This window comes from Kitasatospora phosalacinea (assembly GCF_030268885.1).
Classification (GTDB): domain Bacteria; phylum Actinomycetota; class Actinomycetes; order Streptomycetales; family Streptomycetaceae; genus Kitasatospora; species Kitasatospora phosalacinea_C.
In genome coordinates, this window is the sequence record NZ_BSSA01000002.1 from 142,006 (window position 1) to 168,405 (window position 26,400).

General features: G+C 73.9%; 25 protein-coding genes. 9 read left to right on the plus strand and 16 right to left on the minus strand.

Annotation, left to right across the window (positions count from 1 at the left end; translation table 11 throughout):
• Positions 1 to 4 precede the first annotated feature (4 nt).
• From cydB to hisC, 10 genes are all read right to left on the minus strand, one after another.
• Complete coding sequence (gene cydB, locus QSK52_RS04255) at positions 5 to 1,012, minus strand: cytochrome d ubiquinol oxidase subunit II (RefSeq protein WP_285733734.1); 1,008 nt, start codon at positions 1,010 to 1,012, stop codon at positions 5 to 7.
• Between the two features lie 12 nt (positions 1,013 to 1,024).
• The gene (locus QSK52_RS04260; protein ID WP_285733735.1) at positions 1,025 to 2,566 is read right to left on the minus strand and encodes a cytochrome ubiquinol oxidase subunit I; all 1,542 of its coding nucleotides are present in this window, start codon (positions 2,564 to 2,566) and stop codon (positions 1,025 to 1,027) included.
• A gap of 269 nt (positions 2,567 to 2,835) precedes the next feature.
• Entirely contained in the window at positions 2,836 to 4,299 is a 1,464-nt protein-coding gene (locus QSK52_RS04265; RefSeq protein ID WP_285733736.1) for a sensor histidine kinase, read from the minus strand.
• Position 4,300: 1 nt separating this feature from the next.
• Positions 4,301 to 5,062 carry a response regulator transcription factor gene (locus QSK52_RS04270; RefSeq protein WP_285733737.1) on the minus strand — a complete coding sequence of 254 codons (762 nt, stop codon included), beginning with the start codon at positions 5,060 to 5,062 and terminating at the stop codon, positions 4,301 to 4,303.
• Positions 5,063 to 5,211: 149 nt separating this feature from the next.
• Positions 5,212 to 5,856, minus strand: coding sequence for a DUF5666 domain-containing protein (locus tag QSK52_RS04275; RefSeq protein ID WP_285733738.1), 645 nt, complete (start codon positions 5,854 to 5,856; stop codon positions 5,212 to 5,214).
• 12 nt (positions 5,857 to 5,868) lie between these two features.
• On the minus strand, positions 5,869 to 7,071 hold the full coding sequence (locus QSK52_RS04280) for an ABC transporter permease (protein ID WP_285733739.1): 1,203 nt from the start codon (positions 7,069 to 7,071) through the stop codon (positions 5,869 to 5,871).
• Positions 7,068 to 7,844, minus strand: coding sequence for an ABC transporter ATP-binding protein (locus tag QSK52_RS04285; RefSeq protein WP_285733740.1), 777 nt, complete (start codon positions 7,842 to 7,844; stop codon positions 7,068 to 7,070). The genes QSK52_RS04280 and QSK52_RS04285 overlap by 4 nt, the downstream gene beginning before the upstream one ends.
• Positions 7,844 to 9,205: an efflux RND transporter periplasmic adaptor subunit gene (locus QSK52_RS04290; RefSeq protein WP_285733741.1), complete on the minus strand. Its 1,362-nt coding sequence runs from the start codon at positions 9,203 to 9,205 to the stop codon at positions 7,844 to 7,846. Before QSK52_RS04290 ends, QSK52_RS04285 begins: the two co-directional genes overlap by 1 nt.
• A gap of 196 nt (positions 9,206 to 9,401) precedes the next feature.
• Positions 9,402 to 10,697, minus strand: coding sequence for a TrpB-like pyridoxal phosphate-dependent enzyme (locus QSK52_RS04295; RefSeq protein WP_285733742.1), 1,296 nt, complete (start codon positions 10,695 to 10,697; stop codon positions 9,402 to 9,404).
• 97 nt (positions 10,698 to 10,794) lie between these two features.
• Positions 10,795 to 11,871 carry a histidinol-phosphate transaminase gene (gene hisC, locus QSK52_RS04300; protein WP_285733743.1) on the minus strand — a complete coding sequence of 359 codons (1,077 nt, stop codon included), beginning with the start codon at positions 11,869 to 11,871 and terminating at the stop codon, positions 10,795 to 10,797.
• Positions 11,872 to 12,157: 286 nt separating this feature from the next.
• Here hisC and QSK52_RS04305 point away from each other — a divergent pair, with 286 nt between their 5' ends.
• From QSK52_RS04305 to QSK52_RS04315, 3 genes are all read left to right on the plus strand, one after another.
• Positions 12,158 to 13,315, plus strand: coding sequence for a LacI family DNA-binding transcriptional regulator (locus QSK52_RS04305; protein ID WP_285733744.1), 1,158 nt, complete (start codon positions 12,158 to 12,160; stop codon positions 13,313 to 13,315).
• 151 nt (positions 13,316 to 13,466) lie between these two features.
• Positions 13,467 to 14,624: a metallophosphoesterase gene (locus QSK52_RS04310; RefSeq protein WP_285733745.1), complete on the plus strand. Its 1,158-nt coding sequence runs from the start codon at positions 13,467 to 13,469 to the stop codon at positions 14,622 to 14,624.
• Positions 14,625 to 14,787: 163 nt separating this feature from the next.
• The gene (locus QSK52_RS04315) at positions 14,788 to 15,654 is read left to right on the plus strand and encodes a hypothetical protein (protein WP_285733746.1); all 867 of its coding nucleotides are present in this window, start codon (positions 14,788 to 14,790) and stop codon (positions 15,652 to 15,654) included.
• Positions 15,655 to 15,837: 183 nt separating this feature from the next.
• Here QSK52_RS04315 and QSK52_RS04320 read toward each other — a convergent pair whose 3' ends face one another.
• Positions 15,838 to 17,229: an MFS transporter gene (locus tag QSK52_RS04320; protein WP_285733747.1), complete on the minus strand. Its 1,392-nt coding sequence runs from the start codon at positions 17,227 to 17,229 to the stop codon at positions 15,838 to 15,840.
• Between the two features lie 122 nt (positions 17,230 to 17,351).
• On the opposite strand from QSK52_RS04320, the gene QSK52_RS04325 reads away from it, so the two are divergent.
• Positions 17,352 to 18,347: an Lrp/AsnC family transcriptional regulator gene (locus QSK52_RS04325; RefSeq protein ID WP_285733748.1), complete on the plus strand. Its 996-nt coding sequence runs from the start codon at positions 17,352 to 17,354 to the stop codon at positions 18,345 to 18,347.
• Between the two features lie 16 nt (positions 18,348 to 18,363).
• Here the strand turns inward: QSK52_RS04325 and QSK52_RS04330 are convergent, their stop codons facing one another.
• Positions 18,364 to 19,578: a M20 metallopeptidase family protein gene (locus QSK52_RS04330; protein WP_285733749.1), complete on the minus strand. Its 1,215-nt coding sequence runs from the start codon at positions 19,576 to 19,578 to the stop codon at positions 18,364 to 18,366.
• Between the two features lie 85 nt (positions 19,579 to 19,663).
• On the minus strand, positions 19,664 to 20,266 hold the full coding sequence (locus tag QSK52_RS04335) for a TetR/AcrR family transcriptional regulator (protein WP_285733750.1): 603 nt from the start codon (positions 20,264 to 20,266) through the stop codon (positions 19,664 to 19,666).
• A gap of 97 nt (positions 20,267 to 20,363) precedes the next feature.
• Between QSK52_RS04335 and QSK52_RS04340 the strand changes: the two genes are divergently transcribed.
• From QSK52_RS04340 to QSK52_RS04350, 3 genes are all read left to right on the plus strand, one after another.
• Positions 20,364 to 20,888 (plus strand): carboxymuconolactone decarboxylase family protein, encoded by a 525-nt coding sequence (locus QSK52_RS04340; protein WP_285733751.1) that lies wholly within the window; start codon positions 20,364 to 20,366, stop codon positions 20,886 to 20,888.
• Positions 20,885 to 21,085 carry a hypothetical protein gene (locus tag QSK52_RS04345; RefSeq protein ID WP_285733752.1) on the plus strand — a complete coding sequence of 67 codons (201 nt, stop codon included), beginning with the start codon at positions 20,885 to 20,887 and terminating at the stop codon, positions 21,083 to 21,085. Before QSK52_RS04340 ends, QSK52_RS04345 begins: the two co-directional genes overlap by 4 nt.
• A gap of 156 nt (positions 21,086 to 21,241) precedes the next feature.
• The gene (locus tag QSK52_RS04350) at positions 21,242 to 22,534 is read left to right on the plus strand and encodes a hypothetical protein (protein WP_285733753.1); all 1,293 of its coding nucleotides are present in this window, start codon (positions 21,242 to 21,244) and stop codon (positions 22,532 to 22,534) included.
• A 93-nt stretch (positions 22,535 to 22,627) separates the two neighbouring features.
• Here the strand turns inward: QSK52_RS04350 and QSK52_RS04355 are convergent, their stop codons facing one another.
• Positions 22,628 to 23,047 (minus strand): LppU/SCO3897 family protein, encoded by a 420-nt coding sequence (locus QSK52_RS04355; RefSeq protein WP_285733754.1) that lies wholly within the window; start codon positions 23,045 to 23,047, stop codon positions 22,628 to 22,630.
• A 168-nt stretch (positions 23,048 to 23,215) separates the two neighbouring features.
• Positions 23,216 to 23,968: a DUF6585 family protein gene (locus QSK52_RS04360; protein WP_285733755.1), complete on the minus strand. Its 753-nt coding sequence runs from the start codon at positions 23,966 to 23,968 to the stop codon at positions 23,216 to 23,218.
• A gap of 451 nt (positions 23,969 to 24,419) precedes the next feature.
• On the opposite strand from QSK52_RS04360, the gene QSK52_RS04365 reads away from it, so the two are divergent.
• Entirely contained in the window at positions 24,420 to 24,626 is a 207-nt protein-coding gene (locus tag QSK52_RS04365) for a hypothetical protein (protein ID WP_285733756.1), read from the plus strand.
• Positions 24,627 to 24,656: 30 nt separating this feature from the next.
• Here QSK52_RS04365 and QSK52_RS04370 read toward each other — a convergent pair whose 3' ends face one another.
• Entirely contained in the window at positions 24,657 to 25,412 is a 756-nt protein-coding gene (locus QSK52_RS04370) for an SDR family NAD(P)-dependent oxidoreductase (RefSeq protein WP_285733757.1), read from the minus strand.
• A gap of 70 nt (positions 25,413 to 25,482) precedes the next feature.
• Between QSK52_RS04370 and QSK52_RS04375 the strand changes: the two genes are divergently transcribed.
• On the plus strand, positions 25,483 to 26,343 hold the full coding sequence (locus QSK52_RS04375) for a LysR family transcriptional regulator (protein WP_285733758.1): 861 nt from the start codon (positions 25,483 to 25,485) through the stop codon (positions 26,341 to 26,343).
• Positions 26,344 to 26,400 lie beyond the last annotated feature (57 nt).

Here is a 26,400-nt window from a genome sequence, read left to right on the forward strand (position 1 = left end):
TGCGTCAGTGGTGGGCGGCGGCGGGGATGTGCTGGACGCCGATCCGGCGGCGGAACACCCAGTACGTCCAGCCCTGGTAGAGCAGCACGAGCGGGGTGAAGACCACGGCGACGACCGTCATCACCTTGAGCGTGTAGCCCGAGGAGGAGGCGTTGTCGACGGTCAGCGACCAGTCGGGGTTCAGCGTGGAGGGCATCACGTCGGGGAACAGCGACAGGAAGAGCATCGCGACGGCGGCCACGATGGTCAGGCCGCTGAGCGCGAACGCCCAGCCCTCGCGGGCCAACCGGTTGGCGCCGAGCGCGCCGAGCAGGGCGAGCACGGCGACCACCAGCGCGGCCAGGCTCCAGCCGTTGCCGGAGTGCGCCTGCGTCCAGACCAGGAAGACCAGGGCGAGCACGGCGGTGGCCAGGCCGAGCCCGGTGGCCTGGGCGCGGGCCCGGAGCCGGATCTCGCCGCTGGTCTTGAGCGAGGTGAACACCGCGCCGTGGAAGGTGAACAGCACCAGGGTGGTGAGCCCGCCGAGCAGCGCGTACGGGTTGAGCAGGTCCCCGAGGGTGCCGACGTAGTTCTTGTCGGCGTCGATGTCGACGCCGTGCACGATGTTGCCGAAGGCGACGCCCCACAGGAAGGCGGGCAGCAGCGAGGTCCAGAAGATCGCCAGCTCCCAGTTGCGCTGCCAGCGTTCGCCGCTGCGCTGGTGCCGGTACTCGAAGGAGACGCCGCGGACGATCAGGCAGACCAGGATCAGCAGCAGCGGGACGAAGAAGCCGCTGAACAGGGTGGCGTACCAGTCGGGGAAGGCGGCGAAGGTGGCGCCGCCCGCGGTGAGCAGCCACACCTCGTTGCCGTCCCAGACCGGGCCGATGGTGTTGATCAGGACGCGGCGTTCGGCGGTGTTCCGGGCCAGCGTGCGGGTGAGGATGCCGACGCCGAAGTCGAAGCCCTCCAGGAAGAAGTAGCCGGTCCACAGGACGGCGATCAGGATGAACCAGAGGTCGTGCAGGTGCATGGTGATCCGTCCTCAGTACGCGAAGGCGAGGGGTCGGTCGGCGTCCTCGTCGTCGGAGGGTCCGCGCAGGGTCGGGTCCTTGGCGGGCGGCTGCTCGCCGGTGTCGGGCCCGGCGGCGGCGTACTTGGCGAGCAGCCTGACCTCGATGACGGCGAGGACCGCGTACAGCACGGTCAGCGTGGTCAGGCCGACCAGCTGGGTGCCGACGGTGACGTTGGGGGAGACCGCGTCGCGGGTGCGCATCAGGCCGAACACCACCCAGGGCTGGCGGCCCATCTCGGTGAAGATCCAGCCGAAGCTGTTGGCGACCAGCGGGAAGCCCATGGTGAGGATGCCGATCCGCCAGCTCCAACGGGTGAAGAAGACGTTCATCTCGCGGTTCCGGGTGAGCATCAGCTTCGGCGGCTCGTCCTCGCCGGTGCGGTGCTCGGGGGCCAGCCAGAACTTCCGGCGGGTGGTCCACAGGCCGATCAGGGCGGCGGCGAAGGAGGTCATGCCGAAGCCGATCATCAGCCGGAACCCCCAGTAGGTGACGAAGATGTTGGGGATGTAGTCGTTCGGCTGTCCGCCGTACTTCGCGGCTTCGGCGGCGGCGGTGTCGTTGATGCCGGGGACGGCGGAGGAGAAGTCGCTGTGGGCGAGGAAGGACAGTATCCCGGGGATCTCCAGCTCGACCGAGTTGTGGCCCTTGGACACGTCGCCGATCGCGAACACCGAGAACGGGGCGGGCGCCTGGGTGTCCCACAGCGCCTCGGCGGCGGCCATCTTCATCGGCTGCTGCTCGAACATCACCTTGCCGAGGGTGTCGCCGCTGATCGCCACGCCGAGGCCGGCCACCACGGCGATGGCCAGGCCGACCCGCAGCGAGGTGCGCATCGCGGCGGTCCGCTTCCGGTCGGTCTCCTTGCCGCGCTTGGCCCGCCACAGGTGGTAGCTGGCGATGCCGACCACGAAGGCGGCGCCGGTGAGGAAGGCGGCGGTGAGGGTGTGGAAGACCTGGACGACGGTGGTGTTCTGGGTCAGCACCCGGACGATGTCGGTGAGCTGGGCCTTCCCGGTGGCCGGGTCGATCCGGTAGCCGACGGGGTGCTGCATCCAGGAGTTGGCGGCCAGGATGAAGTACGCGGAGAGCGCGGTGCCGATCGCCACCAGCCAGATGCAGGCCAGGTGGACCTTCTTCGGGAGCCGGTCCCAGCCGAAGATCCACAGGCCGATGAAGGTCGACTCGAAGAAGAAGGCGATCAGCGCCTCCATCGCCAGCGGGGCGCCGAAGACGTCGCCGACGAAGCGGGAGTAGTCGGACCAGTTCATGCCGAACTGGAACTCCTGGACGATGCCGGTGACCACGCCCATGGCGATGTTGATCAGGAAGAGCTTGCCCCAGAACTTGGTGGCGTGGAAGTACTTCTCCTTGCCCGTGCGGACCCAGGCGGTCTGCAGACCGGCCACGATCGAGGCCAGGCTGATCGTGAGGGGCACGAAGAGGAAGTGGTAGACGGTGGTGATGCCGAACTGCCATCGCGAGATGGTCTCGTGAGCGACTGCTAGGTCCACTGCGCCCTCTCTCACAGGGGTTGTGCCACATACCGGACGAAAGGGAAGATCTAGCACGCAAGCGTGCCGAAGCATCCCAAGCTTGTCCGCTTGTGAACGTGAACACGTTCACAAGGGAAGTATCCACGATGCTTATCAGTGCGGTGGCAGGGGGGTTGGGTGTTGTGCGACACACCGATGATCCGGCCTCCCGCCGACCGCCCACAAGCGGCAGCCGGGCAGGCCGGGTGTACCGAACGGCGCTTGACGCGGACGCCCCTGACGGGACGTCAGTACTGGCGGGGCAGCGTGAGCCGGAAGGCCGCGCCGTGGCCCGGGGCGGTGCGCAGGGACAGCTCGCCGCCGTGCGCCGAGACCAGGGCGTTGGCGATCGCCAGGCCCAGCCCCGATCCCCCGCTCTCGCCCGCCCGGCGGCTGCGCGAGGCGTCCGCCCGGTAGAAGCGCTCGAAGACCAGGGCCGCCTGCTCCTCGGTCAGGCCGGGACCGCGGTCGGCGACCTCCAGCAGGCAGCCGCCGTCCGCCCGGCCCACGCCGATCCGGACCGCGGTGCCGGCCGGGGTGTGCTTGACCGCGTTGCCGACCAGGTTGGTCACCACCTGGCGCAGCCGGGCCTCGTCGCCCAGCACCGGGGCGGGCTGCGGGGCGCCCTCGCCGCCCGGGCCGGTCAGGGCGACCGGGCGGCCCGGGTCCAGGGCGGTCAGGTCGTGCAGGGCGTCGGCGGCCAGCGTGCGCAGGTCCATCGGGGCCAGGTTGAGCGGGCGCTCCTCGTCCAGGCGGGCCAGCAGCAGCAGGTCCTCGACCAGGGCGCCCAGGCGCACCGCCTCCGACTCGATCCGGTCCATCGCCCGGTCCACGTCCTGCAGCGCGCCCATCCGGTGCAGCTCGGCGAAGCCGCGGATCCCGGCCAGCGGGGTGCGCAGCTCGTGCGAGGCGTCCGCGACGAAGCGGCGCATCCGCTGCTCGGAGGCGGCCCGGGCGGCGAACGCGGTCTCGATGTGGGTGAGCATCCCGTTCAGCGCCGCGGACAGCCGCCCCGCCTCGGTGCGGACCGGCAGCTCCGGCATCCGGTACGACAGGTCGCCGTCGGCGATCCGCTGGGCGCCCGCCTCCAGCTGGCGCAGCGGCCGCAGCCCGGCCCGCACCGCGAGCGCACCCAGGCCCGCGAGGCCGACCAGCACCGCGCCGCCGATGGTCAGGAAGGTGGTGCGCAGGTGCGAGATGGTCGACTGGACGTCCGCCAGCGGCACCGCGACCTGCACGTACCGGGGCGCGGTGGGGTCGTTGGCGGTGGCGCGCTGCAGCGGCTTCACCATCGAGCGCCACTCGCTGGAGCGCGGCCCCGAGGCGGTGAACGGCTCGTCCAGCCGGTCGGTCAGCCCCTTGCGGTCCAGGGCGGGCAGCTGCGGGGCCGGGTCGGACTCGCTCAGCGGCTGCCGGATCACCGACAGCACCGTGCCGTCCTCGGCCAGGTAGCGCACCACGTACTCGCTGGGCAGGCCCTGGCCGGTGCGGCGGCCGGGGGTCTGGGTGCTGCTGAACACCGAGGCGGTGCTCTGCTTGGTCGGCGCGCGGCGCGACAGCGGCTCGGCGAACCGGTCGAGCTGCTCGTCGGCCCGGTCCACCAACTGCCCGCGGACGGTGCCCAGCACCAGGGTGTCGCTCACCACCAGCCCGGTGGTGACCAGCAGCAGCGCGAGCACCAGCAGGCGCACCCGCAGCGAGAAGCGGGCCATCTCAGCTGTTCGGCGGGCGGCGCAGCGCGTAGCCGATGCCGCGCACCGTGTGGATCAGCTTGGGGCCGTGCGCCGGACCGGAGTCGAGCTTGCGGCGCAGGTAGGAGATGTACGACTCGACGATCGACAGGTCGCCGCCGAAGTCGTACGCCCACACGTGGTCGAGGATCTGCGCCTTGGAGACCACCCGGCCGACGTTGGCCATCAGGTAGTGCAGCAGCTTGAACTCGGTGGGGGAGAGCGAGACCGGGACGCCGCCGCGGGTGACCTCGTGCGCGGTCGGGTCCAGGGTGAGGTCGGCCACCACCAGGCGGCCGTCGTCGGCCGGGCCGCCCGCCCGGCGCAGGATCGCCCGGATCCGGGCGATCAGCTCCTCCAGGCTGAACGGCTTGGTGACGTAGTCGTCGGCGCCGACCGCCAGGCCCTGCACCTTGTCGCCGGTGCCGTCCTTCGCGGTCAGGAACAGCACCGGGACGTGCTCGGGGCTCTGCGGCCACTGGGCCTGGTCGCGCAGCCGCTGCACCACGGTGAAGCCGTCCAGGTCGGGCAGCATCACGTCCAGCACGACCAGGTCGGGGCGCTCGGCGGCGACCGCGTCCAGGGCCTCCTGGCCGGTGGCGGCGGAGGCCACCCGGAAGCCGGAGAAGCGCAGGCTGGCCGAGAGCAGCTCGCGGATGTTGGGTTCGTCGTCCACGACCAGGAGGAAGGGCTCGCCCCCGACCTGGGTCGCCGCCGCCGGGCTCGACTGCACTGCGCCTGACACGATTGCTCCGCCTCCCGGCCGGACGAATGGGCCACCCCCGGACACCGCGGGGTCTGTCCGACGGCGCCCGCCGGGTTGCACCCCGGCGGAAACCGTCGTACAGACCCTAGCCCGGGCAGGCTACGCGAAGGGAATGAAGATTGGATTAGTCATCCGGTCGTGCCCGAACCGGTACCCGCGCCGCCGCCGTTCCCGCCGGTGCCGCCGGTTCCGCCGCCCGCGCCGCGGCCGCCGAAGCCGCCCGCCGCGTTGCCCTCGGTGAGCTGGGTGGCGCTGTAGGAGCCGTCCGCGCCCTTGCTGCCCAGCACGGTCACGGTCTGGCCGGGCTGCAGGTCGCCGACCTTGCCCTCCTTGGTGGTGGTGACCTTGGTGGAGTCCTGGGTGGTGACCTTGACGGTGTTCCCGTTGGCGTCGGTCAGGTAGACGGTGCTGCCCTCCACCGACTTCACGGTGCCGCGGGTGAAGCCGCCCGCCGCACCGCCGGGGAACTGGCCGCTGCCGCCGGCGCCCTGGCCGGCGCCGGCACCGTAACCACCGCGGCCGGTGCCGGCGCCGTAACCACCGCGGCCGGTGCCGCCGGCGAAGCGGTCGCCGGAGGCGCCCGCCCGGTTGCCGGTGCCGCTGCCGTCGTCCTTCTGGTACCAGACGCCGCCCGCGAAGGAGAGCACCGCGATGACGCAGCCGGCCAGCGCCAGGGTGGGCCAGGGGAGCTTGCGGCGCGGCGGCGCGGCCAGCTCGGCGGTGATGTCGCGGGCGTCCGGCGCGGTGGCCAGCAGCTCCTGGTCGTCAGACACGGGGGTCTCCTTCTACTCGTGCCGGAGGGCGTCGATCGGGCGCAGCGCGGCGGCCCGGTTGGCGGGGTAGCTGCCGAAGAACAGGCCGATGGCGACGGCGATGCCGAACGCGCCGAGCACCGACTCGGGGATCACCACCGGCTTGATGCCGACCACCGAGAAGTGCGAGCCGACGATGCCCGCCAGCACGCCCAGCCCGGCGCCGATCACCGACAGCAGGGTGGACTCGGCCAGGAACTGGCCGAGGATGACCGCGCGGGGCGCGCCGAGCGCCTTGCGGATGCCGATCTCCTTCGTCCGCTCGGTGACGGTCACCAGCATGATGTTGGTGATGCCGATGCCGCCGACCAGCAACGAGATCGCGGCGACCGCGCCGAGCAGGACGGTGAAGGTCCTGGTGGTCGACTCGCGGGCGCTCAGCAGCGAGGTCTGGTTGCTGATCCGGAAGTCGACCTTGGTGGCGTCCTTGACGGCGTGGGTGCCCATCAGGATCCGGGTGATGTCGGCCTGCGCCTCGGTGGTGCTCTCGGCGGAGGACGCCTGCACCAGGATCTGGTTGACCGAGCCGAAGCCGGTGAACGCGTTCTGCACGGTCGGCAGCGGGGCGATCACCACGTCGTCGGGGTCGTTGAAGCCGGTGGAGCCCTTGGTCCTCAGCACGCCGACCACGGTGAACGGGGTGCCGCCGATGGTGATCCTCTTCCCGACCGGGTCCTCGGTGGCGAACAGCTCGGTGGCGGTGGTCGAGCCGAGCACCGCGACCTTGCGGGAGTTCAGCACGTCGTCGGCGGAGAAGTAGTCGCCCTTGTCGACCTTCAGGTTGGCGGTCTCGAAGTAGGCGGGGTAGGTGCCGACGATCTGCCCGGGCTGGTACGAGACGTTCCCGTACAGCGCGGTGCCGCTGGTGGTGACCACCGGGGCGACCGACTTGATGGACGGGGCGTCCGCGGCCGTGGCGAGCGCCTTGGCGTCCTCCACGGTGAGCTTCTTCGCGGCGGTCGCCGATCCGCGCGAGGAGGCCGAGGAGACGGTCAGCGCGTTGGTGCCGAGCGAGGTGATCGAGTCCTTGACCGCGACCGAGGAGCCGTTGCCGACCGCGAGCAGCAGGATCACCGAGGCCACGCCGATCAGCACGCCGAGCATGGTCAGCGCGGAGCGGACCTTGTTCGCGGCCAGGCCGGCCACCGCGAAGCGGAGCATCTGCCAGGCGATCACGCGACCACCCCCGCGGCGGCCAGCGCGGGCGGCGGCCCGTCGACCGGGGCCTGCCGGACGTCCGAGACGATCGCGCCGTCGACCAGCCGCAGCACCCGCTTGGCGTGCAGCGCGACCTCGTCCTCGTGGGTGATCACCACCACGGTGCGGCCGCGCGCGTTGAGTCCGTCGATGATGCCCAGCACCTCCTCGGTGGAGCGGATGTCGAGGTTGCCGGTGGGCTCGTCGGCGAGCAGCATCGCGGGCGCGGTGACCAGTGCCCGGGCCACCGCGACGCGCTGCTGCTGGCCGCCGGAGAGCTGGTTGGGCTTGTGCCCGGCCCGGTCGGCCAGGCCGACCAGGCCCAGCGCGGCCATCGCCCGGCGGCGCCGCTCGGCGGACCGCACGCCCGCGTAGGCGAGCGGCAGTTCGACCTGGGCCAGCGCGGTGGTGCGGGGCACCAGGTTGAAGGACTGGAACACGAAGCCGATCTTGCGGTTGCGGACCAGGGCGAGCTGGCCCTCGTCGAGGTGGCCGACGTCGGTGCCGTCCAGCAGGTAGCGGCCGGAGGTCGGCACGTCCAGGCAGCCCAGGATGTTCATCAGGGTCGACTTGCCGGAGCCGGAGGAGCCCATCACCGCGACGTAGTCGCCCTCCGCGACGTCCAGGTCGACGCCGAGCGGCTCGCCGCCGCCGGTCACCGGCCCGCGCAGGGCGTGCACGACGGCGTCGCCGTGGCCGTACGACTTGGTGACCCGGCGGATCTGGATCACCGGGGGCTTGGCGGTGCGCATCAGCGGGTGCCTCCGGCGCCGCCGTTGCGGGTGCCTCCGGCGCCGCCGAAGCCGCCCGCCGCGCCGCCCGCGCCCGGGAACTGGCCGGACGGGAAGCCGTTGCCGGTGCCCGCGGTGGTGGAGGTCAGCTCGACCTTCTCGCCCTCGGTCAGGCCCTCGGTGACCTGCACGGTGCTGTCGCCCTCGATGCCGACGGCGACCTGCACCCGCTCGGTGGAGCCGTCGTCGTGCACCACGGTCGCGGTGCGGGTGCTGCCGGTGCCCTGCAGGGCCGCGGTGGGCACCGACAGGGCGTTCTCGGCGGAGCCGGTGGTCACCGAGATGGTGGCGCTCAGGCCGGTGCGCAGGGTCGAGGTGTCACCGGTGATCTGCAGCGTCGCGCCGTACTGCACGGCCCCGTTGGTGGAGCTGGAGGGCAGCGAGCTGACCGACAGGACGGTCGCCTCCAGCTTGGTGTCGGACTGCGCGTTCAGGGTGACGGTGGCCGGCTGGCCCTTCTTCAGCTTGAGCGAGTCCAGCTCGGAGAAGTTCGCGGTGACCTCCATCCCGGTCGGGTTGGTCAGCACGATGAAACCGGACGGGGTGGTGCTCGAACTGCCGCTTCCGGTACCGGTCTTGGTGCCCGAGGAGGAGCCGCCCGAGGAGCCGCCCGCAGAGCCGCCGGAGGAGGACGAACCGGAGGAGCCGGTGCCGGGGACGGTGTCGCCGACCTTGCCGGAGATCGAGGCGACGGTGCCGTCGGTGGTCGCGGTGAGCGTCGTCCCGGCCAGCGCCTCCTTGGCGTTGGTCAGCGTCGTCTCCGCGTTGTCGACCTGCTGCTGGGCCGCGGCGACCTGCGCCTGGTCCACCTTGACGGTGGTCGTGGTGGTCGGCTGCGGGGTGCTCTGGGCTCCCGCGCCGCCGGAGGCCGCGCCGCCGCGGCCGGAGCCGGAGGAGCCCGCGGAGCCGGCCACCGTGGTGGTGACGCTCTCGCCCGCCTCGGCCTTGGTCAGGTTCGCCTCCGCCGTGTTCAGCGCGGACTGCGCCTGGTCGACCTGCTGCTGGGCCGCGGTGGTGTCGACGGTCGCCAGCACCTGGCCCTTCTTCACCGCGTCGCCGACCGCGACCTTCACCGAGGTGAGCCTGCCCCCGGTGACGAAGTCCTGCCCGGCGTCGGAGGGCGAGAACAGCGTGCCCGAACCGGACACGGTGGCCTGGACCGTCCCCTTGGCGACCGTGGCGGTCCTGACCCTGGACGTGGTCGCGGCCTTGCTGCTGCCACTGTCCAGGGTGGTGTACGCCAGCGCGACCCCGCCCAGCAGGGCCACGCCGAGCGCGGAGTTGACGAGGACGGCCCCACGCCGTCGCGGAAGCACCTTCATGGCGCAGAAGCATCGCCCCGCGCTCTTGCGCCGCCCTGTGCGGATCCTGGACGCCCGCTGTGACCAGCGATCCGGACGGACCGGCACGAAACGACCGCCCGGGGGCCGGTGGTCTACCGGCCGACCACCAGCCCTTGACCCGGCTCCCAGAAACCTCCCAGCGAAGTCCCGTCACCGCTTCACGCGGGCCCGGCGGTCAGTCCGTGAGCCGCCCCGCGAAGTGGTCGAGGTACGCCTGCATGTCGAAGTGCCCGTGGCCGGACAGCGCGAACACGATCGCCTTCGACTCGCCGGACTCCCGGCAGGCCAGCGCCTCGTCCACGGCCGCCCGCACCGCGTGGGTGGACTCCGGCGCGGGCACGATGCCCTCGGCCCGGGCGAAGGCCACGCCCGCCTCGAAGCAGGCGGTCTGCGGCACGGCGACCGCCTCGACCAGCCCGAGCTCCTTGAGGTGGCTGACGATCGGCGACATGCCGTGGTAGCGCAGCCCGCCGGCGTGGATCGCGGGCGGGGTGAAGCCGTGCCCCAGGGTGTGCATCTTCATCAGCGGGGTGGTGCCCGCGCTGTCGCCGAAGTCGTAGTCGTAGCGGCCCCGCGTCAGCGAGGGGCAGGACGCGGGCTCCACCGCGACCGCCCGCACCGCCCGGCGGCCCGCCAACTGCTCGCCCAGGAACGGGAAGGCCAGACCGCCGAAGTTGGAGCCGCCGCCCGCCGCGCCGATCACCACGTCCGGGTAGTCGTCGATCCGGGCGAACTGGGCCAGCGCCTCCTGTCCGATCACCGTCTGGTGCAGCAGCACGTGGTTCAGCACCGAACCGAGCGCGTACTTGGCCGCGCCGCCCGCCGCCGCCACCGACTCGACCGCCTCGGAGATCGCCAGCCCCAGGCTGCCGGTGGCCGCCGGGTCGGCCGCCAGCGCGGCCCGCCCGGCGGCGGTCAGCTGGGAGGGCGAGGCGTGCACCGCGGCGCCGTAGGTCTCCATCAGGGCCCGCCGGTACGGCTTCTGGTCGTAGGAGACCCGGACCATGAAGACCTCGCAGTCCAGCTCCAGGAAGGAGCAGGCCAGTCCGAGCGCGCTGCCCCACTGCCCGGCGCCGGTCTCGGTGACCAGCCGGGTCACCCCGGCCCGCTTGTTGTAGTACGCCTGCGCCAGCGCGGTGTTGAGCTTGTGCGAGCCGGTCGGGTTGCCCCCCTCGTACTTGTAGTAGATGCGGGCGGGGGTGCGCAGCGCACGCTCCAGGCGCTCGGCGCGCACCAGGGGCGCGGGGCGGAAGCGGCGGTACAGGTCGAGGACCGGGCCGGGGACGTCGACCTCGCGGGGGCCGCCGAGTTCCTGGGCGACGAGTTCGGCGGGGAACAGCGGGGCGAGGTCGTCGGCGGTGACCGGCTCCTTGGTGCCGGGGTGGAGCATCGGCGGGAGGGGCTCCGGCAGGTCCGGCAGGATGTTGTACCAGGCGGTGGGGGTGAGGTCGGCGTCGTGCTGGGTGGTCATCCGGGCTTCTCCCTGTGGTGCGTGGGCCTGCCCCCGGAGTCCTTCCACCGCGGCGGGGCGGGCAACCGCGCTGCTCGCCCCGCCTTCTGACGAGCGCTCAGAGCTCCTTGCGGAACGCCTCCGCGGCGCCCAGGAACAGGTCGTTGCCCTTGACCTCGCCGATCGAGACCCGCACGCCCTCGCCCGCGAAGGGGCGGACCACCACGCCGGCCTCGGCGCAGGCGGCGGCGAAGTCGAGGGTGCGCTCGCCGAGGCGGAGCCAGACGAAGTTGGCCTCGGAGTCGACGACCGTCCAGCCCTGGGCGCGCAGCGCGGCGGTGACCCGGGTGCGTTCGGCGACCAGCGCCTCGACCCGCTCCAGCAGGGCGTCCTCGGCGCGCAGCGAGGCGACCGCGGCGTCCTGGGCGAGCTGGCTGACGCCGAACGGGACGGCGGTCTTGCGCAGCGCGTCGGCGACCGGCTCGTGGGCGATCGCGAAGCCGACCCGCAGGCCGGCCAGGCCGTACGCCTTGGAGAAGGTGCGCAGCACGCAGACGTTGGGGCGGTCGCGGTAGAGCTCGATGCCGTCGGGGACGTCGGCGTCGCGGATGAACTCGCGGTAGGCCTCGTCCAGGACGACCAGCACGTCGGCCGGGACGGCGTCCAGGAAGCGGACCAGCTCCTCGCGGTGGATGGCCGCGCCGGTCGGGTTGTTGGGGTTGCAGACGAAGACCAGCCGGGTGCGGTCGGTGATCGCGGCGAGCATCGCGTCGAGGTCGTGGGCCTCGTCGTCGGTCAGCGGGACGGGCACGGGGGTGGCGCCGGCGACCTGGGTGATGATCGGGTACGCCTCGAAGGAGCGCCAGGCGAAGACCACCTCGTCGCCGGGGCCGGCCGCGGAGAGCACCAGGGACTGGGCGACGCCGACCGAGCCGGTGCCGGTGGCGACGTGCTCGGCGGGGACGCCGAAGCGCTCGGCGAGTTCGGCGACCAGGCCGCTGACCGCCATGTCGGGGTAGCGGTTGAAGTCGCCCGCGGCGGCGACCGCGGCCTCCAGCACGCCGGGCAGCGGCGGGTAGGGGTTCTCGTTGGAGGAGAGCTTGAAGGCGTCGGCCCCGGCGGGCTTGCCCGGCTTGTAGCTGGGGATGCCGCCCAGGCTGGGCCGCAGGCGGGGGCCGTGTTCGCGCTGAACCACGGGGTTCTCCGTTTCTCGTTACTCGGCGGTGGCGCCGTTCCGCCCCGGTCGGGTGCCGCGAACGATACCGGCCGCCCTCACCCGTGCGGGTGAGATGCTCGTCCGGGTTACGGGTGCAGTTCGGCCATTCTGCCGGGTTCCTTTGGCACATGTCAGAGGTATCCCGGCCGGAAAACCGTGGCGATCGAAGGGCACCCACCCAAGGCGTTCATGGAGAAACGTATCTCCGGCCTCCTGTAGCGAACCGGTCACGCAGCGCCGTCACGAGCCATACGATCGGTCCGCCATGACAGCAGCAGCCAACCAGAACGGTCGACGGGCCACCGCGTCCCGGCGCCTGGAGCGGGCCGGCATCCGGGACGTCGCGGCGGCCGCCGGCGTGTCCATCACCACCGTCTCGGACGCCCTGAACGGCAAGGGGCGCCTCCCCGACGAGACCCGCAGCCGGGTCCGCGAGGTCGCCGAGCGACTCGGGTACCGGCCGTCCGCGGCCGCCCGCACCCTGCGCACCGGCAGGTCCGGCCTGATCGGCCTGACGGTCACCACGTACGGCGAGGAGCCGTTCACCTTCACCGAGTTCGCCTACTTCGCCGAGATGGCCCGGGCCGCCACCAGCGCCGCGCTCGGCCGCGGCTACGCCTTGGTGGTGCTGCCCGCCTCCTCCCGGCACGACGTCTGGAGCAACATCGCGCTCGACGGCACGGTGGTGATCGACCCGCCCGACCAGGACCCGCTGGTCACCGAGCTGTACCGGTCCGGCGTCCCGGTGGTCTCCGACGGCAAGCCCGGCAACTGCCCGGTCACCGCCTGGGTCGACAACGACCACGAGGCCGCCGTGCTGAACATCCTGGAGCACCTCAGCGAGGCCGGGGCCCGCCGGATCGGCCTGCTCACCGGCACCTCCACCGACACCTACACCCGGCTCTCCACCGAGGCGTACCTCGCCTGGTGCGACCGGGTCGGCCAGGAGCCCGTGTACGAGGCCTACCCGGCCCACGACCCGGCCGCCGGGGCGGTGGCCGCCGACCGGCTGCTGGCCCGCCCCGACCGGCCCGACGCGGTGTACGGCCTGTTCGACCCGAACGGCACCGACCTGCTGGCGGCCGCCCGCCGCTACGGGCTGCGGGTGCCCGACGACCTGCTGCTGGTGTGCTGCAGCGAGTCCGACGTGTACGCCAACACCGAACCCCCCATCACCACGCTGTCGCTGAAGCCCCGTCGGATCGGCACCACCGTGGTCAACCTGCTGATCGACGCGATCGAAGGGGTCGACGCGGGCACCGGCACCGCCACCGGACGGCTCTTCCCGCCGCGCTACCGCACCGCCGGGACCGGCCCGCCGCCCGGCACCCTGATGCCCACCGAGCTGCTCGTCCGGGCCTCCTCGCAGCGCCGCACCCCGCGCACCACCGTCAGCCCGCCCCGGGCCCCCGGCGAGGGGTAGCCGCGGGCCCGGCGGCCCCGGCCCGGACCACCCCAGACCGGTACGGACCGGACGGCCGGAGGGCCCGTGCGGGGCCGGCCGGGCGGGCCGACAGGAATCGGATGGCAACCAGGTGAGGACGACGGGAGAGTGCGCTTCCTATGATGGGCGAATGACACCCGAGGACCTCTTCCGCGAACCCGAGCACCCGCACTCGGGCCCCCGCCCCCGCCAGGACCTCGACGTGCTCCCGCAAGGCTCCTACTTCGAACCCGCCGAGCCCGCCGGGTACCCGTACGAGGAGACGTACAGCACCTACGGCGGCGCCCGCTACCTGGAGCAGCACTGGGCACCGGCGGGCCAGTTCGGCGCCGACGCGCCCCCCGCGCCCGGCCAGCCCGGCCACTACGCGCCCACCGGCGGGGCCCCGCACGAGGACCCGCCGACCATCGAGCTCGGCCCGCCGATCGACACCCCGCCGGTCGAGGTGCACTTCCCCTACCCGCAGCCCGAGCCCGGCGAGGGCCCCGGACCGCTGTTCGTCATCGGCGACGTCCACGGGTACCTCGACGAGCTGCTCGCCGCCCTCCACCAGCAGGGCCTGATCGACACCGAGGGCCACTGGTCGGCCGGCCGCTCCCGGGTCTGGTTCCTCGGCGACTTCACCGACCGCGGCCCCGACGGCATCGGCGTCATCGACCTGGTCATGCAGCTGGCCGCCGAGGCCGCCGCGGCCGGCGGCTACTGCCGCGCCCTGATGGGCAACCACGAACTGCTCTTCCTCGGCGCCTCCCGCTACGGCGACGAGGCCGTCCAGTCCACCGCCGGGACCGCCTCCTTCCTCGCCGCCTGGCGCCTCAACGGCGGCCAGCAGCACGACCTGGAGCGCCTGCAGCCGCACCACATCAGCTGGCTCTCCCGGCTGCCCGCGATGGCCCTGGAGGACGGCCACCTGCTGCTGCACTCCGACACCACCGCGTACCTGGAGTACGGCGAGACCATCGCCGACGTCAACGACGCCGTGCACGCGCTGCTCGCCGACGAGGGCATCGACGAGTGGTGGGACGCCTTCCGCAAGTTCACCAAGCGCTTCGCCTTCCGCGGCCAGGCCGGCACCATGGCCGCCCAGGAACTGCTCGCCGTCTACGGCGGCTACCGGGTCGTCCACGGCCACAGCCCGATCCCGTACCTCACCGGCGACCAGCCCGAGGACGGCACCCCGCCGCACGTCCCCGGCCCCTACATCTACGCCGACGAGCTGGCCATCGCGATGGACGGCGGCGTCACCATGGACGGACGCCTGCTGGTCGCCCGGCTGCCGCTGAACTGACACCCGCGGGCCCGGCCCGGAACTGAACAACTGAACGGCACGCGCCTTGTCCGGCAAGGGAACTGAGCACCCGGAAGTTCCGGAAAGAGGCTGTCGGCCCGCTCCCGCGCGCCCCTACCATCGAGGCCACTGACCTCCGTCGACCTCGCGGAACGGGGTACCCATGAGCAACCCCCCGCGCCTGCTCGCCGAGGACCGCGCCGACTTCGCGCGGCTGCTCGACGAAGCGCTGCGCGACACCGGCGTCCGCCAGGCCCTCGCCGGGCCCGGCGAGCACCTCACCGCCGAACAGCTCCACACCAAGGCGCTCGCCGACGCCGACACCGTCGCCGCACCCGCCGCCCCCGAGTACGCGCACTACCTGGCGCTGCGCACCGCGCTCGCCGAGCACCCCGGCAGCGCACCGCCCGCCGGGGCCGGGCTGTTCCCCGTCCTCACCGTGCTCACCCCCGTCCTGGCGGGCGCCGCCGGGCTCGTCCTGCTGCTGCTGGGCTGGCTGCTGCGCGCCGCCGCGCCCGACCTCGCGCTCGGCCGCTCCACCGTCACCGCCGGGGTCGTCGCCCTCGCCATCGCCGCCGCCGCCCTGCTCGTCGGCGGCGCCGGGCTCGTCCTCACCGCGCTGCGCGACGCCTCCACCGGCCCCGGCCACGTCGACCCCCAGCAGCACGCCGACCTCGCCGAGGCCCGCGAGGCCTGGCGCACCGCGCTGCGCGAACGCGCCCTGCTGCCCTGGCTGCACGCCAACCTGTCGGCCGCGCCCGTCGCCCCGCTGCCGCCCGCCCGCACCGCCCCGCCCGACCTGCACAGCCCCGGCTACAGCCGCGCCGCCTACTCCTCCCCCGGCTTCACCAGCCCCGGCGTCGAGGGCCTCACCGACGACCGGGGGCGCCCCCGCGAACGCTCCGCGGAGTTCACCGGGCCCGGCTACTCCTCCCCCGACTTCACCAGCCCGGGCCCGGAGGGGCTCACCGACGACCGGGGGCGCCCCCGCCCCGAGGGCCCGGGGTTCACCGGCCCCAACGAGGTCTGAACGCCCGGAGGCCCCGTCAGGGGCTCGGGGAACGGCGAGTCCGAGCTGCTGACGGCCGGAGCCCATCGGAATGTCCGTGCTGCTTCGGGCCGTGGTGACAGAACCCGAAGCCCATGGCACGCACCGGCAGTGCACCAGCCAGCAGGCCCGAGCCCGCCGTTCCCCGGGCCCCTGAAGGGCCCTTCAGCAGCGGGCCCGCAGGGCGACCGGCACGCCCAGGGCGCACAGCAGCGCGCAGCCCGTCCACAGCAGGGTGTACGCGCCCTCGGTGGGCACGCCCGTCCGGAGCACCAGGTGGTTCAGGACCGCGGCGGCGACCACCCCCGCGGCCGCGCCCGCCAGGGACTTGAGGGTGTTGTAGACGCCGGTGCCGATGCCGGTCCGGTCGGCGGGCAGCCGCTGCATGAGGAGGGCCGGGAGCAGGCTCAGCCCCAGCCCGGCGCCGTAGCCGGCCAGCGCGCCGCCGAGGACGAACTGCCAGGCGGCCGCGTGCCCGAGGGCGATGGCGCCGTAGCCGGTGGCGCACAGCGCGAACCCGGCGGCGAGGACGGCGGCCGGGGCGCGGCGCCGGGTCAGCCGGTGGGCGGTGAGGGCGCCGAGGGTGGCGGCGGCGGTCTGCGGGAGGACCAGCAGGCCGAGCACCAGCGGCACCGCGCCCAGCCCGTAGCCGGTCTCGGCGGGCTCGGCGGCCTGGAAGGCCAGGGTGGGGCCCTGGGCGCCGTACAGGGCGCAGCCGAGCAGGAAGCTGAGGGCGAGGACGGGGGCGGTGGCCCGGCGGACGAGCAGCCGGACGTCCACCGTCGGGGTGTCGGTGCGCAGTTCCCGGCGGACGAACAGCGCCAGCAGGGCGGCGCCCGCGGCCAGCAGCGGCAGGGTCGCGGTGACCGGCAGCACCCCGCTCGCGCCGAGGGCGGACAGCAGCAGGGTCAGGCCGAGCGAGAGCAGGGCGGTGGCCGCCCGGTCGACCCGGCCCGCGGCCCTGGTCCGGGACTCGGGGACGAGCCGCCACACCACCGGCAGGGCCAGCGCCGGGAGCACGGCCAGGGCCCACAGCAGCGGGCGGGTGGCGGCCGGGTCGGCGCCGAGGCCGCCGACCGCGAGGGCGCCCAGGGTGGAGCCGACGGTCAGCGAGCCGACCAGCGGGCCCACCGCGCGTCCGCCGCGCTCCTCGCCGAGGCGGTCGCGCAGGATCGCGAACTCCAGCGGCAGCCAGCAGGCCAGGAACCCGGCCAGGGCCCGTCCGGCGAGCAGGACCGGCAGGTCGGGGGCGAGGGCGGTGACGACCGAGCCGAGCAGGGTGAGCAGGACGGTGGCGCGCAGCAGGCGGCGGTGGCCGTACAGGTCGCCGAGCCGGGAGGTGAGCGGCACGGCGACGCCCGAGACCAGGAACTCGACGCCCAGCGCCAGGCTCAGGTCGGCGGCCCGCAGGCCGAGGTGGTCGCCGAGGCGGGGCAGCAGGATCGGGAAGCCGCCCTGCAGCACGCCGCTGGCGAACTCGACCAGGGCCAGCAGCAGGACGGCGGAGCGGACGGGGCGGGCGGAACGGGCGGGCGGGGGCACGACGGTGGCGGTCATCGGCGGTTCCGTGGGGGTGCGGAGGGGTGGTGGGGGTGGCGGCCAGGATGGCTAACCTGGAGGCCACCGCACCGCCCGCGCACGAATCCGTTCCTGCGGCCGACCCCGCGCAAGGATCAGCCATGATCGACGAACTCGACCTGGCGCTCGTCGACGCCCTCCGGGTCGACCCGCGAGCGCCGTGGTCCCGGCTCGCCGCCCCGCTCGGCGTCGACCCGGCGACGCTCTCCCGCCGCTGGGCGCGGCTGACCGCGGACGGGGACGCCTGGGTGACCTGCTACCCGTCGGCGGACCGGATCGGCCGCGGCCTGACCGCGCTGGTCCAGGTCGACTGCCCCGCCGACCGGGTGGGCGCGGTGGCCGCGGCGGTGGCCCGGCACCCGCAGACCGCCAGCATCGAGCTGGTCACCGGCGACGCCGACCTGCTGCTGACCGTCGCCGCGTACGACCACGGTTCGCTGACCTCGTACCTGCTGGAGCGGCTCGGCGCGGTGCCCGGGGTGCTGCGCACCCGGACCGCGCTGGTGGAGCGGACGCCGGTGGAGGGCAGCCGCTTCTCCAACGGGGCGCTGGACGCCGAGCAGCGGCGGGCGATCGCGGCGCCCGTGCCGGGGGCGGCCCGGCCGGTGGCGGACCGGCGGGTGGAGGAGGACCTGGCGCTGATCCGGGCGCTGGGCGCGGACGGCCGGATGTCCTACGCGGAGCTGTCCGCCCGCACCGGGCTGCCCGCCAGCACGGTGCGCCGCCGGCTGGCCGACCTGCGGGACTCCGGGCGGGCGGTGCTGCGCTGCGACGCCTCGCCGCGGGTCACCGGCCATCCGGTGGGCGCGATGCTGTGGCTGGACGTGCCGCCCGCGGACCTGCCCGACACGGTGCGGCGGCTGACCGCGCTGCCGCAGACCCGGATGTGCGCGGTCACCGTCGGCCCGGCGAACCTGGCGCTGTACCTGATCGCCCCGCAACTGCCGGACCTGCGGCGGATCGAGCAGGAGCTGGCGCGCCACCACCCGGCGATCCGGGTCCACGACCGGCACGTGACCCTGCGCACCCTGAAGCTGGTCGGGCACCTGCTGACCGCGGACGGCCGCCGGACCGGCTACGTCCCGATCGAGCCCTGAGCCTCCCGCGGCCCGGCTACCGCAGCCGGCCGAGCGCCAGCGCCGCCAGCAGGGCCGCCGCGTCGCCGAGGACGCCGTCGTCGAAGCGGGCCTCGGCGGAGTGGTTGTAGGCGGCGGTGAACGGGTCGGCGTCGGCGGGGCAGGCGCCGACCATGACGTACGCGGCGGGGACGTGCTCGGCCAGCACGCCGAAGTCCTCGGACCCGGCCAGCGGGCGGGGCATCTCGACGTAGCGGTCCTCACCGAGGAGTCGACGCACGGTGCGTTCGGCGTACGCGGCCTCGGCCGGGTCGTTGACGGTGACGGGGTAGCCGGGCTCGACCACCGCGTCGACCTGGCAGCCGTGCGCCTCGCCGATGCCGCGGACCACCCGGACGGCCTCGGCGAGGACCAGTTCGCGGGCGGCGGGGGAGAAGGAGCGGACGGTCGCGCCGAAGGCGGCCTCGTCGGGGATGACGTTCTCGGCGGTGCCCGCGTGGAAGGTGCCGACGGTCAGCACGACCGGGTCGAAGGCGTCGAAGCGGCGGGTGACCATGGTCTGCAGGGCGAGCACGGCCTCGCAGGCGACCGGGACGGGGTCGGTGGCCAGGTGCGGGCTGGAGCCGTGGCCGCCGCGGCCGCGCACCACGACCCGCAGGGTGTCGGAGGCCGCCATGATCGGCCCGGGCCGTCCGGCCACGTACCCGGCCGGGAGCAGCGCGGCGCCGACGTGCAGGGCGTACGCGGCGGCGACCCGCTCCCCGGCCGCGTCCAGCACGCCGTCCTCGACCATCAGGGCGGCGCCGCCGCCGCCCTCCTCGCCGGGCTGGAACGCGAGCACCACGCTGCCGGACAGTTCCTCGCGGCGGGCGGCGAGCAGCCGGGCCGCGCCGACCAGCGCGGCGGTGTGCAGGTCGTGGCCGCAGGCGTGCATCGCGCCGGGGGCCTGGGAGGCGTACGGGAGGCCGGTGTTCTCCTGCACGGGCAGGCCGTCCAGGTCGGCGCGGAGCAGCACCGCGGGGCCGGGGCGGGCGCCGCGCAGCACGGCGGTGACGGAGGAGAGCCGCTCGCCGAGGGTGACCTCCAGCGGGAGGCCGTCCAGGGCGGCGAGGACCCGGGCCCGGGTGCGGGGGAGGTCGAGGCCGATCTCGGGTTCGCGGTGCAGGGCGCGCCGCAGTGCGACGAGTTCGGGGTGGAGCGCGGCGGCGTCGCGGCGGAGTCCGTCGAGCGGGGGGTGAACGTCGGCCGACATGGGTGCGCCTCCTGGGTGGACGGGGAGCGGACGGTTCCCCGGCATCCTCGTACCGCCGCGCGTGCGCCCGGCCCGGGCGCACGGATCACCCGCGGGCGGCGGGCTCCGCGCACGGATCTTCCAGTCCCGGTCCCGGCGGCTCGGCGGCCAGCAGGGCGGCGGCGATCGTCCGGGCCTCGGCGGCGGGGGCGGGGGTGCCCTCGCGCAGGGCGGTGACGATCGCGCCGTCCATCAGCAGGACGATCCGGTGGGCGAGGGCGGCGGCCCGGTCGGCCGGGTGGCCCCGGTCGGCGAGCAGCGCGGCGACGTAGTCGACGACCTGCTGCTTGTGGGCGGCGGCGACCCGGTGGGCGGGGCTGTCGGGGTCGGCGGTCTCGACCATGGTGTTGATGAAGGCGCAGCCGCGGAAGTCGGCGCGGGCGAAGCGTTCGGCGAGGGCGTCGAACACGTCGAGGGGGCGGCCGCCGAGGGCGGTGACGCGGTCGGCGAGCCAGTCGCGCCAGGCCCGGTCGCGGCGGGTGAGGACGGCGACGACCAGGGCGTCCTTGCCGGTGAAGTGCCGGTAGAAGGAGGCGCGGCCGACGCCGGACTCGGCGAGGATCCGCTCGACCCCGACCGCGCGGATCCCTTCGGCGTAGAACAGCGCCTCGGCGGTGTCGAGCAGGCGGGCGCGTGCGTGGGTGGCCATGTCCCCCAGGCTAGCGGGTGGTTGACGGATTTCGGTACCGATCGGTACCGTCTTGTCGCGTCAGAACGGAACCGATCGGTACCATCTGGAGGGGACGATGCCACGCCTGCCGCAGCTCACCGAGGACCCGGACGGACTGCTGGAACGCACCCGCGCCCGCCTCGGACGGCTCCCCAACCTGTACGCCACCCTCGCCAACTCCCCTGCCGCCCTGGGCGGTTACCTCGCCCTGCACGAGCACCTCGGCAACGGCGCCCTCACCCCGAAGCTGCGCGAGCAGCTCGCCCTGCTGACCGCCCAGCACAACGAGTGCACCTACTGCGTCAGCGCCCACACCCTGCGCGGCCGCCGCCTGCTCGGCCTCAGCGAGGAGCAGCTCGCCCGCACCCGCCGGGGCGCCGACGACACCGACCCGCACGCCGACGCGGTGCTGCACCTGGCCGACCGCGTCCTGCACAGCCGCGGCCGGGTCACCGACGAGGAGCTCGCCGCCGCCCGCGCGGCCGGGGTCACCGACGCCGAGCTCGCCGAGATCACCGCCCACGTCGCGCTCAACACGCTCTCCAACTACTTCAACCACCTCGCGCAGCCCGCGCTCGACTTCCCGGAGGTCCCGGCATGACCCCCGCCCCCCGCCGCGGCACGGTCGAACTCCGCCCCGGCTACACCGTCCTGGACGCCACGGGCACCCCCGTCGACCGCGCCGAGGACGTCGAGTTCACCCTGGAGGGCGGCTTCGCCCACCTCCGGCTGCCCGGCACCGACACCGTCCAGGTGGTCTCCGCCCCGGCCGTCCACCGCCTCACCCACCCGGCCTGATCCCACCCCGGCCCGCGCTCCCCGCGCCCACCCCGCTCCGCCCGGCCCGCCGCCCAGGACGGCTAGGATGTGTGCCAATTGTGTTCGGGGGGCGATGTGGGTGCTCCCCCGTATCCGGGGAGATCGTCTGTGAACGCACCGAACATATCCGGTGGAGTGCGGGGAGCACTGTCGAAGCCGCCGGTCCGCCTGTTGCTGGCCGTCGTCGTCGTGGCGGCCTGCCTGGTCGCCCGGCTGCCGAAGTGGCACGCCGAATCGGTGGACTACCAGGTCTTCCTGCAGAACTGGTACCACTACATCGCGGACCACGGCGGCCTCCGGGCGCTCAGCGACCCCGGCTTCGCCGACTACAACGTCCCGTACCTGTACCTGCTGGACGGCCTGACCCACCTCCCGGTCTCCGCGCTCACCGGGATCAAGGCGCTCTCCGTCGCCTTCGACCTGCTGCAGGCGTTCTTCGTGTTCAAGCTGGTGGCCCTGCGCTTCCCGGGGCGCTCCGCGTGGCAGCCGTTCGCGGCGGCACTGCTGGCCGTGCTGCTGCCGACCGTCGCCGCGAACAGCGGGTGGTGGGCGCAGGCCGACTCGATCTACACCTCGTTCGTGGTGGGCGGCGTCTACTTCGTGCTCCGACACCGCCCGTGGTGGGCCTGCACCCTGTTCGGCCTGGCCTTCGCGTTCAAGCTCCAGACCATCTTCGTCTTCCCGTTCCTGCTGGTCATGGTGGTCACCCGGCAGGTCAAGTGGCAGAGCCTGCTGGCGATCCCGGCCGTCTACCTCGCCCTGGACGTCCCGGCGCTGCTGGTCGGCGCGGACCCGGTCCAGCTGCTCACCGTCTACAGCCGCCAGACCGGCAGCTACCAGAGCCTGGCCCTCAACGCCCCGTCGCTCTACCACTTCGTCAAGACCCCCGGCAGCACCGGGACAGCCGACCTCGTCCGCACCGTCGGCGTGGCGTTCGCGGCCGCCGTGGTGATCGCCCTGACCGCGTTGGCCGTGTTCTCCCGGACCGGCCGCCGCGCAGTACGCCGCGCCTCCACCGGGGCCTCGCTCACCCCGAACCAGGTCCTGCTGACCGCGCTGGCCTCGGCGGTCACCGTGCCGATGCTGCTCCCCTCGATGCACGACCGGTACTTCTACATCGCGGACGTGCTCAGCCTGGTGGTGGCCTTCCAGCTGCCGCGCCGGCTCTGGTACGTGCCGGTCCTGGTGCAGGCTGCCTCGCTGGCCAGCTACCTGCCGTTCCTGTACTACGAACTGCCGGGCCACTACCGGAAGTACCACTGGTCGGCGAACGAATGGCGGCTGATCTCCGGCCTGATGATCCTGGCCGCCCTCGCCGTCCTGACCGCCGCCGTCCGGGAGTACCGCTGCGGCCCCGCCGAGTCCGCCCGGGCCGCCTCCGCCCACGACTCCGACCAGCCCCCGGCCGAAGCCGCGCTCTCCCGCTGACGGGGCCCCGGCCCGCAACGCACGCGGCCCCGGCGGGATCTCCCGCCGGGGCCGCGCCGTCACTGCTCGCGCCGCGTCACTTCTCGCGCCGCGTCACTTCTCGGTCGGCGTCAGGCACAGCACGAACTTCTCGGTGCCCTTCTGCTGCGCGATGGCCACGAAGTCGTCGCCGCAGGCGTTCACGTCGAAGCTGTTGTCGATGACCTTCGAGACCTTGGTGTTGGCCTTGGCGTCGTCGCAGCCCACGACCTTGAAGTCCGGGTCCTTGTCGGTGCCCGCGACCACGGCGCAGTCGCCGACCTTGGCGCGGACCGGGTCGTCGCTGAACAGCGAACCGACGCCGACCTTGACCGCGACGATGAGGGCGATCGTCCCGACGGCGGCGAGCACCTTCTTGCCCTTGCCGCCCTTCTTGGGAGCCGCGGCGGCCTGCGCGGCGGCGTACTCGAAGGGGGCGGCGGGCGCCGCGGGAGCGGCCGGGGACTCGGGCTGGGGGGTCTGCGGAGTGGACATGGGTTCCTCTGGTCTGGGTCGCCCTGCGACGATGGTGCGCGCACCCTATCCAGGTCCGAATCGGGCCTTCCCGGCATTCACCGCGATATCCAGCGGGCGTGACCCAAAAGAAATGCAAAGAATTCCCAAAGGGATTCCCGGGCCTTCCGCCGGTCCCGGCCCGGATGCCTACAATGCGCCGTTCCGGGCCCGGAGTTCCTCGACCACGCAGAGGAACAGGAAGAAGTTCGGGATCTTGTGGACCGGGGTGTTCGACCAGGGCAGCCACTTCCCCGCCCGGCGCACCGCCACCGTGCCGCGCCGGACCTCGACCTGCTCGACCTCGCCCCACGGCACACCGTTGCGGTTGGCCGTCGCCACCCCGGCGGCGTTCACCACCATGTCGCCGAAGTGGACCGTCCCGCCGCCGCCCAGCAGGCCCAGCACGCCCGGCAGCTGGGCCCGGGTGATCTCGTGCTGCACGGCCGCTCCCCACACCTCCGGGTCGGCGTAGAAGCCGGTCAGCCGGGCCTTCACCCCGTCCGGCCGGAACAGCCGGTACTCGTAGGACGTCCCGACGTAGATCCCGTTCACGTACCGCCGGGTGATCCGCTGCAGCACCGAGAGCGCGTCCCAGCGGAACGCGAGCGGGCCGCCCGGCTCGTCCAGCACCAGCCCGTGCTCGAAGCAGTGGATCCGGCGGGCCGCCTGCCTCCGGTTGACGTTGGGCGTCTGCCAGAGCTGCCACAGGAAGAACAGGCCCGGCAGCACGAAGACGAACAGGCCGAACAGGCCGAACACCGCCAGGCCCAGGATGCTCCAGGCACTGCGGCGCTTCGGGGCGAACGAGGCGCGGAGCCCGCCCAGTCCCTCCGCGGCCGCCAGGGCGGCCACGTCGTCGGAGAACGGCTGCCCGGCGGGCGGGGCCTGTACGTCGTGCACGGAATTACCTCTTCACTGCGCATCACCACCGACAACACCGCAGGTCAGCGGCGGAACCGGATGCTACTGGCAATCGGCCGCCCCGAACAGGCCCTTTCCAGGGGGAGGACGACGCCCGTTCCGGCGCCTTACGGTCGGGTGCGGAATTCCCTTTCCGGCCCCGCCGCCCCTTCCGCGGAACCGGTCCGCGCCCATCCCGCCGACCGCCGGACCGACCACCACGAAGCACCCGCGCCGCACCGCCGACTCCGCCGCCCTGCTGCTCGTCTGCGCCCTCGGCACCGCCGCCTGCGCCTCCGACCCCGCACCGCCGCCGCCCGCTTCACCGTCCGCCCCCACCGACCCGGCCGCACCCACCGGCCCCCGGACCACGACCACCTTCACCACCGACCGGCCGCTGAGCGCCGACGCGCTCGACCGGGCCACCGAACAACTGCGCCACCGGGCCGAGTTGCTCGACCCGGCCGACCCGAAGGTGACCACCGCCGACGGCGACGTCCTCTCCCACCCCCTACGTCAGCCAGGCCATCACCGGCGGACAGGCCGTCGCTCCGGCTCCTTCAGCGAGGAGGAGGCCCAGCAACTGGCCGCCCAACTCGCCACCCCCGCCCTCCCGCCCGGCCTCCACCCGAGCAGCACCACCACCCCCGCCCCCTGAGCCCGACCGGCCCGCCGACCCGGTCGCCGGTCACCAGCGGACCGGGCCGTCGTCCTCGAAGAAGCCGCCGGTCGGCCCGTCCGGCCCGAGGGTGGCCAGCCGGACGGCGACCGCCGCACCCTCGTCCGCGGTGCGGGTGACACCGCGGGCGAAGGGGAGACCGCTGGTGAAGTCGGTGGCGCAGGCGCCCGGGGCGGCGGCGTTGACCAGGATGCCCTCCGGTCGGAGCTCCCTCGCGTACTGCACGGTCAGCATGTTGAGCGCGGCCTTGCTCACGGGGTAGGCCGCCATCGGCGGCAGGCCGGACACGTAGTGACCGGGGTCGGTCTGCCGGTCGAGGGAGCCGAGCCCGCTGGACACGTTGACGATCCGGGCCCGGGCGGAGCGCCGGAGCAGGGGCAGCATCGCGTTCGTCACGGCCAGCACCCCCAGGACGTTCGTCCCGAGGACCGCGCCCACCTCCTCCGGCGTTGCGGCGCTGGGGGGTCGGCGGTCCACCGCGCCGGAGATCCCGGCGTTGTTGACCAGGACGTCGAGCCGGCCGAACCAGGCGTCGACCTGCCGGGCGGCCTCCCGGACGCCGGACGGGTCGGTGACGTCCAGGGTCAGCGGCCGGGCCGCGGCCCCGGCGGCACGCAGCCGCTCGGCGGCGGCCGCGGCCCGCTCCGGGCTCCGGGCGGCCACCAGGACGGTCAGGCCGCGTTCGGCGAGTTGCCGGGCGATGGCGAACCCGATGCCCCGGTTGGCCCCGGTCACCAGTGCGAAGGTGCTGCTGTCATCGGTCATGCCTCCAGCCCACCACCCCCAACACACCGGCGAACAGGACCAGTTGGGTCGCGAACGATACCGTGGCGGTATGGACCGACCGGAGACCCGCGAACTGGCGTACTTCCTGGCCGTCGCCGAGGAACTGCACTTCGGCCGGGCCGCCCGACGCCTCGGCATGGCCCAGCCCCCGCTGTCCCGGGCGATCCGCCAACTGGAGCGGCGCATCGGTGTCCCGCTGCTGTTGCGCGAGCACCACCGGCTGACGCTGACCGAAGCGGGCCGGGTGCTCGCCGAGGAGGCCGCCGCGGTCCTGGCCGCGGCGAGCGCGGCGGTCCGCCGCACCCGGCGGGCCGGACGGCCGGATCCCCGCCTGGTGGTCGCCCTGAAGTCCGGCGGGGACGGCGACCTGCTGCCCGCCCTCCTCGCCGCCTTCCCCACCGCACCGGAGGCCGTCCCGGTCGAGGTCCTGCTGTGCGACGTCCCCGACCGGGCCCGCCTGCTCCGGGACGGCACCGCCGACGTCGCGTTCCTGCACGCCCCGTACGAGGACTTCACCGACCTCGACACCGAACCGCTGCTCACCGAACGCACCGTGGCGGTCCTCCCCCGCTCGCACCGGCTCGCCGACCGCCCCCGCCTGCACCCGGCCGACCTGGCCGACGAACCCACCGCCCGCTGGCAGGGCCGGCCGGGCACCGGCCCCGAAGTCCGCGACCTGGCCCAGCTGATGCACCTCGTCGCCCTCGGCCGCGCCGTGGCCCTCGCCCCCGCGTCCGTCCGCACCCAACTCCGCCGCGACCTGTGCTGCGTCCCCGTCCCCGACGCCGCCCCGACCACCCTGGTCCTCGCCTGGCCCTCCCGCTCCCGCTCCCCGGCCCTGGCCGCCTTCGTCCGCACCGCCGCCGCGGTGGCCGCCGGACACCGGCCCCCGGCGGGCCCGAACGGCTGATCCGGCCGCGAGGGATTCGGCTGTCGAGGCCCCATATCTGTCAGGATCAGAACAACA